The sequence below is a fragment of the Kitasatospora sp. NPDC058406 genome, assembly GCF_042722765.1.
Classification (GTDB): Bacteria; Actinomycetota; Actinomycetes; order Streptomycetales; family Streptomycetaceae; genus Kitasatospora.
The window spans coordinates 1-4,091 of the sequence record NZ_JBHXKE010000166.1 but is presented as its reverse complement, the minus strand read 5'-3'; the positions used below and the strand labels follow the sequence as shown (position 1 = coordinate 4,091).

The 4,091-nt window shown below is 73.3% G+C and carries 3 protein-coding genes; 2 read left to right on the top strand and 1 reads right to left on the bottom strand.

The window, feature by feature from the left end:
• Positions 1 to 1,425: 1,425 nt before the first annotated feature.
• Both ACFWOG_RS27625 and ACFWOG_RS27620 read left to right on the top strand, forming a co-directional pair.
• On the top strand, positions 1,426 to 1,695 hold the full coding sequence (locus tag ACFWOG_RS27625) for a hypothetical protein (RefSeq protein WP_380361365.1): 270 nt from the start codon (positions 1,426 to 1,428) through the stop codon (positions 1,693 to 1,695).
• 981 nt (positions 1,696 to 2,676) lie between these two features.
• Positions 2,677 to 2,832: a hypothetical protein gene (locus tag ACFWOG_RS27620; RefSeq protein WP_380361364.1), complete on the top strand. Its 156-nt coding sequence runs from the start codon at positions 2,677 to 2,679 to the stop codon at positions 2,830 to 2,832.
• 339 nt (positions 2,833 to 3,171) lie between these two features.
• On the opposite strand, the gene ACFWOG_RS27615 is transcribed toward ACFWOG_RS27620, so the two are convergent.
• A complete protein-coding gene (locus ACFWOG_RS27615) occupies positions 3,172 to 3,630 on the bottom strand; it encodes a hypothetical protein (protein WP_380361363.1) in 459 nt (152 codons plus the stop codon).
• Between the last annotated feature and the right edge of the window lie 461 nt (positions 3,631 to 4,091).

The following is a 4,091-nucleotide window of genomic DNA, read 5'->3' as shown; positions in this document are numbered from 1 at the left end:
TGGCCGGCGGGGTGGGCGTAGCGGGCGGTGGCCGCCGGGGAGGTGCGGGTCTACGGGGCGCGGCAGGTGCTGCTGGAGTCGGCGGTCCGCCAGCACCACCACGGGGCCGCCCAACCTTGGTGAACCGCGACTCACCAATGCTTTGACGTGGAGAAACGCGGATTCCTTGATGGGCCGTCAAGGAATCGCGGTCCGGCCGTCAAGGTGAGCGGGACCTCTCCAAGGTTTCGGTCGGGAACCTTGGAGACGGCGCCGGGCTCACCTTGGAAGCCTCCCCGGAAGCCTTGGAAGGCCGAACGCCCCGCGGCCGCCACCAGGCCGTCGGGGAGACGCGCACCGTGATGGCCGTGGCCTCGGGGCATCAAGGTGCGCGGACGGGAGCATCAAGGTGTCCGGGGCGACCATCAAGGTGTTCTGGGCGTAGCGGCCGGACGGCTGGACGAGAGTGCGGCACGGTGCAGAGGAGCGCGGTGCACGGCGCTGCACTCCGTGCCGCACGGACCGCTCGGGTGCCACGCGGCCGGGCGGGACAACGTGCTGCACCCCGGGGACAACATAACGAACGGCCCGCTCCGGGCCGGGGGCAACATGCCGGTCTGGCACTGGCGGGGACAACGTGGCGCTACACCCCGTGTTGTCCCGCTGCTGCACCATGTTGCCCCCGAAGTGCAGCACGTTGTCCCGCGAAACTGCAGCACGGTGTCGTCGTGCTGCGCGAAAGTGTCACCGCCGCGGAGTGCAGTACGACGGGCGCCGGTCGGGCCGCGCCTGCCCCGCCACGCCGGGCGGCCGGCCTTCCGCGCCTCACTGCGCGGCTGTCTCGGCGACGCGCGCGCAGAGCGGCCTGTGCAGAGGATGCGCACGCGCCCGGGGCGGCTGGGCATCCTCTCCGCAGCGGGCCCGGCCGGACCACCAGGAGGCGCACCTGGTCGGCGGTGTGCACCGCCGCGCGGTGAACTGCGATCCCGGATCGCCCCCCTATGACCAGCGCTGGGGAGAACACCAGTGAGTTTCACACCGGGGTTCGCACCGAACCAACCGGCCTTGCGCGGCGTGCGCGGCGGAACTCACCGGCCGTGCGGTGCGACTGCGCTGCCGTACGCACCCCAGGTCATCGGGTTGCCCGGTCTTTGCGGCGTACACCGTACGCCGCACCGGCGCGCTGGGGGGTTCGGGCGGGGCGAAGCTCGCCGGCCGGGCCGACCGCCGAGGACGAGAACGCAGGAGCGGCAGGAGCGGGAGCGCCGGCGGGCGGTGAACGAGGTGCTTGCCGAGGCGTCGGAGTCGGGCGGCGGGCGGGCCGGTGGGTGCGTTCGCCGGCCGGGCGGCGGTCGGAGTGCGGGCATCGCACGGTGGTGGAGCGGGCCACCGCCGTCATCGTGGCCGCGGTGGCGGGGTGTGGGGGTGGCGGGGACCATCGGATACATGGTCGACATCGACAGCGCCGCCCCGCTGGGTCACGATGCGCACTACCTCGTGGCGACGGCGGGCCTGTACGGGTGGCACGTGGGACGGCAGCCGAACGGGCCGATCCGGCTCACCCGCCCCGGCTGGGCCCTCACCGTCGCCTTCCACTCCCACGGCGAGTTCCGGCACGCACGCGCACACGGACCCGCGGTGGAGAACGAGGACATGAACCTCACGGAGGTCCTGGACATCCTTGAGCAATGCGGCAAGCCGGTCCTGCCCGGGTAGCCACCCACCCGGGCCGAATTCGTACCCGAGCACCCGGGCCGCAAAGCCGGGACGTGGCCGCGCCCGCCGGCTGATGGCCAAGGTGTGCGTGTTCCGGGTGGCGGCGGGCGCATGCCGCAGACGCCGCTGGCTGCCAGCCGCACGACAGGAGTCATCCCGCTGACCGCCCGAAGGTGGGGCCTGCGCAGTTTCGCGGGCCTTCGCCTTGCCCCGGTCGGCCCTGCTGCGGCAGGAGCGTGGCCGGCGGTGGGGGCGGACAGCGGCGAGGTGCTGGGGATGACGGCGTCCAGGCCTTCGGCGGCCTCCAGGAGGAGCGGGTTCTCGCTGGGGCGGGGTGGAGGGCGGCGGCCGGGGTGCGGCCATGCGCAGCGCGGCGATGGCGTCCACCGTCCGTTCGGCGGGCTGCTGGCCGTCGGGGCGGCCCTGGGGCGCTGGGAGCCGAGGGCGCGGCCTGCGCGGGGACCGAGACCGCGGCGGGCGGCCGGATGGGTGCGACGCCTCGTTCAACGAGTCGGGTTCGCCGCAGTGGCGGTCGGCGTCCCGCTTGGGGCCATCAGGCGGGCGTACGGGGAAGCGCGGCGGGCGGGACGGGCCGGGGCGCCCCGACGTCGGCCGGCCCGGCCTGGACGAACTGGTCCCGGTCGGCGTCGTCCGCGGTTTCGCCCCGCGAGGCGGAAGGGTCGTCCTGGTCTCTGTCGTTTCGCTGGACGTCGATCCGCTCCAGCGTGTGTCGGGTGGCGTGCTCGTTCTGGTTAGGTCGGGCCGGCGGGTCGTGTCGCGGATGCCCTGCGCGGTGTAGCCGCCTCCGGCGCCCGGCGCCGGGGCGTTGTCGTCGAGGCCTGCGGTGGCGGTGGCCGGATCGGCGGAGGGGCTGAGCGAGGCGGCCGGGAGGGTGTCGTAGAGCCGGTCGGGCAGGGCCGGGTCGACGGGGTAGCCGCCGGGCCGGTGCCAGTTGTCGCGGCCGTGGGCGGTGTTGCGGCCGTGGGCGGTGTTGCGGGCCACGTCGCGCCGGATCAGGGCGCCGAGCAGGCCGAAGCCGCCGACGACCCCGACCAGGGCGAGTGCGCCTACGAGCGTGTCGGAATCCACGGCTCCACTTTCGCGCCGCCACCGACCGGCCACGAGTGGCAGGAATGACATGCCCCATCGAAATCCTGCCACCGGGTTCTCCCGGCGAGCCTTGCCACCTCGGTCGCCGCGCTGGACCCGGGGTCACGGCCTGATCAGGGGTGTCGCGCGGGATGGCGCCTTGAGTGGCCGGGATCGCCCGCGGGTTCCGCCACCCCGAATGGCCGCTCTCCGGCGCGCCAGTCACAGGAATCGGGCTTACGGTCGGTCAACAGCCGGACGAAGGGTGCCAGGAGGGACCCAGCGACCTCCTCCCGGCGAAGGACCCGTTCCATCTCCTGGGAACGGTGCGCCCGGCCCTGGCGGACAGCCCGGGTGGGGCACCGGCCCCGGCACGCCGGGCAACTCCTACGGCGCCCCACCGCCACCGCCTCCCCCGGCCCGGTCCAACAGCCGGTTCGGACGCGGGTGCCTGCTCGGCGGCTGCCTCGGTGTGCTCCTGGTCATCGTCATCGACATCGCCATCGTGGTCTCGGTCGGCAACGGCTCCGACAAACCGAGCTTCCCCGTCTCCTCCGGCGCTCCGCTCAGCGGCTCCAACAACACCGACCATCCGCCGGCCGGTGATGTCACCGTGGCGGGCTGTGAGATCAACGACGCGAAGTTCCCCGTCGCGCATCTGGAGATCCGCAACAACAGCTCCAAGGTGTCCACGTACTTCGTGACCTGGAGTTCACCGACCCCGCCGGCACCCGCCTCGGCGAAGGCGTCACCAGCTCCAGCGCCGTCGCCCCGGGCCAACTCGTCAGAACCGATACCACCGCCGTCGTCGAGGTCAACGGGAAGATCACCTGCCACGTCAACCACGTCGACCGCGTCGCCGGCTGACCCTGGTACTCCCCCGCCGAGGCCCGGTCGGCGGTTCAGAGGGGCCGTCAGCCGGCTACAGGTCGTGGAGGTTGGCGAGCTGGATGGTGTGGGCGGCCTATTCGGGGGTGTCGTGCAGGAAGGCGTTGCGGGTGGTGGGGTCGCCGAGGCGGTGCGCAACCGGGCGGCCGGTTGTGGCGCCCGCCGGTGATGGCCCGGATTGTGCGTCTCGGGTCCGGCGGGCGCTGACGGCAGCGTAGCGGCAGGTACGGCGCACAGGGGCATGACCTCGGCGGACCCGGGCGGGAAGACCAGTCATGCGCTCACGACCCGTGGCGGGCCACGGCGCGGTGAAGTCGTCGCTCACTAGTAGGGCTTGGTCAGGTTCGTATCGGTGTGGGTATGTCGCGGTGGCAGGTGGGGCAGGCGCCGGCCCAGGTGGCGAGGAGTGACTGCAGCTC